The following is a 2,904-nucleotide window of genomic DNA, read 5'->3' as shown; positions in this document are numbered from 1 at the left end:
TGGGCTTCGCGCCCCAAGCGGCAGAAGACAAAGAGCCAGGCTCGCAACAACGCCGCATCCAATGAGATGCCAGCGACGCTCGCGATGATGATCCGAACTCCATCCCATCGCCGCCATCCCGATAGCGCCTGCGGCGAAAATCAGAGCGGTGCGCCAGCCGATCTCTGCGAGACTGGCGACCCCCGCATTGCGCAGCAGAGTCGGCATCCACAGCAGAAAAATGCTTTGGATGGAGAAAAAAGCGAAATAAACGAGTCCGAGAACAAGGGCGCGCGGATTGCGCAGCGCCTGTCCGAACGTGTCGGCCCCGGGCACGATCGCGGCGTCCCGGGCCCGCTCGCGTGCGATAGCCTCCTTTTCCCGAACGGACAGGAAGCGCGCGTCGGCAGGCCGATCGGGCAGGTAGACATACGCGACGACGCCAAGGACAATGGCGGGCGCCCCCACGATCAGGAACAGCCATTGCCAGCCCCGCAGTCCCAAGACCCCGGCCATGTGGATCATGATCCAACCGGAGACGGGCGCTGCGACAATCCCCGAGACCGGCACCCCGAGCGCAAAGATCGAGGTGATCCGGGCTCGCCAAGCGTCCGGAAACCAGAGGGTGAAGTAATACAGCACGCCGGGAAAGAAGCCCGCCTCGGCTGCGCCGACCAGGAATCGCAGCCCGTAGAAATTCCAACGGGTGGCGGCGAACGCGAACGCCATGGTGAACAGGCCCCACAGCGTCATGATGCGCAGGAGCGTTATCCTCAAGCCCGCGCGTTCGAGCAACAAATTGCTCGGCACTTCGAACAGGATATAGCCGACGTAAAGAATTCCTGCCGAGACGCCGAAGACAGACTCGTCGAAATGCAGATCCGCCATGAATTGAAGTTTTGCGTAGCCGACATTGAGGCGGTCGACCATCGCCATAATATAACATAGTAGCAGGAATGGAACGAGATTGACCGCGGCTCGGCGATACAAGTCTTCAAGGCCAGCGGAATTGCGTTCTTCCGGGGTCCCGGTCGACGGGTTTAGGCTGGGAGCCGGAGGCGTGTTCTGCAGTTGTTGGCCCATCTGGAAATCCCTCTTCCATCCCGCTAGAATCGGCAGTCCAACGCGCCTTTGCTGCTTCAGGCATCAACGCGCTTCCTGACTTGACGCGACCGGCGGCGAGATCCTTGCGCCGGCCGGAGAGACTATGAGGGCTGCGCGGCGGCGGCAGCGATTCCAGCAACAAGTCACGGTGTACGTCGGCTTGCGCCCACACCGCGCTGCCGAACGGGCTCCTTCTGCCACAAGTTTACAGTCGTTTCTAGAAAAATGACCAACCCAGTTGCGGCGACGCTCCCGGGTTGCCGGAGCTACGCGACTTGCTCAATCCCCACCCTCTCAACTTCGACCCACGCGCGGGCGCGATCGAGGGCGCTGGGCGCGCCGCTGTTCAGGCCCCTTTGATAACAATGAATTCAGAGTCACCATGGCTCTTGGTCGATCGGATGTCAGTCGGTTCAGCATTGGACCGTTGATACGCAACAACCCTACGGTTGTGTGACACTCGGTCGCGTTTTGCAGATCAAGAAATACTTTAATCTGGTCGAACTCGGGAGCCTGTGCCTCGCCCGTGGCAAGGGCCGATCCCGCCGCATGGCAAGTGGTTTGTCTCGGAGAGTGCGATGTCCGGATTCCTTTACGGCGTTGTCGCCGGTATCCTCATCATGAATGCGGGCATTGTCTGGTTAGGATATCTTGCGAGCGATCAACGAAGCCTACGAAAAGCCCGCGCAACAATACTCGTCACCTCGTCGGCGTCGATTCCGCCCCGGCTCTAGCCAAAACCGAGTTCGACCAGCCGGTCGTCTGAAAAAGCCTGCGATCGCAGTTCCCTTTGTGCGCTGCGACGAGGCGCCGCACGCCTCCGGTCGGAGCCGAGATCAACTCCAGCGCCTGACGCAGCGCAGCAGAACGGACGGTCGCTTCGCAAATAACGGAATCGAAATCCCTCTGGCTGTGCTATGCTCGTCTTCAGACGAGATAAAGACGTTAGGCCGGCGCCTTCGTCTCTCAAGCTGTTTTTGGCGCTCTGCGGTTTCCCGTCGATGGGGGGTCAAGTCCTTGGCCGACGCTGAGAAACGTTCATTCGTTTGGATCTCGACAGCCTTTGTTATCGCTCTCGCAACGTCCCTGAGCGCTTTGGCCGTGTCGGGCATGGACGATGGCGTGCCGCTGGCGCTTAGGGCGACCGGCAGGATCGCCTTTGCGTACTTTTTTCTTGCCTATGTCGGCGGCCCGCTGACAACGTTGTTCGGCCCCGCGTTCCTGCCCGTGAGGACACGCGCGCGCGACTTCGGCTTGGCGTTCGCCGCCGTGATGCTCGTTCACCTCGGATTGATCGCTTATTTGTGCGCGATCGGAAAGGCGCCCGCGATCGGCGTATTCGTCGTTTTCGGCGCCGCGGCCGCGTTCGCCGCGATTCTTACGCTCCTGTCGTTCGCTCGCGTGCGGATGCTGTTGCCCCAAAACTTGTTGCCGCCGATCCGGACGATTGCGACCACTTATATCTTGTATGCGTTTCTGAAGGACTTCCGGCAATTCTCCCCGTCAGGCAGCTTTAGGCATCTGATCGCCTATGTTCCATTCGCGGCCCTGGCGATCATGAGTTTCGTGTTGAGGTTGGCGGCGTGGGCCAAGACCTCCGGCGTCGTGGCGTTTGCCGCCGCGAGATGGCGAGCGGATCCGCTGAGGGGGCGCCCCCGTTGAGGGCCGAGATGCCCGCCCAATGCGACCTTGACTGATCTTCGTCAGTGCGCGGACCCAAGTCTTTGATTGCGCATGCAGAAACGCGCTGCGGCGGGGGCGTGGCACTACAAAACAGAAGACTTTCGTAGATCAGGCGGCTGCGATCTGACGGAGCGTCGG

The 2,904-nt window shown here is 60.8% G+C and carries 2 protein-coding genes; one reads left to right on the top strand and one right to left on the bottom strand.

Translation table 11 applies throughout. The annotated features are described in order from the left end of the window. On the bottom strand, nt 1–1,062 hold a 1,062-nt coding region (locus tag ACLP2E_RS07845; protein ID WP_442465597.1), incomplete at its 3' end, for an MFS transporter. Between the two features lie 1,038 nt (nt 1,063–2,100). Here ACLP2E_RS07845 and ACLP2E_RS07840 point away from each other — a divergent pair. After that, nucleotides 2,101–2,745, top strand: a complete 645-nt coding sequence (locus ACLP2E_RS07840) for a hypothetical protein (RefSeq protein WP_442465596.1) — start codon at nt 2,101–2,103, stop codon at nt 2,743–2,745. Nucleotides 2,746–2,904 lie beyond the last annotated feature (159 nt).

This window comes from Rhodoblastus sp. (genome assembly GCF_052145335.1).
In the GTDB taxonomy this organism is placed as follows: domain Bacteria; phylum Pseudomonadota; class Alphaproteobacteria; order Rhizobiales; family Beijerinckiaceae; genus Rhodoblastus.
This window is presented reverse-complemented; position numbering and strand designations above follow the sequence as displayed.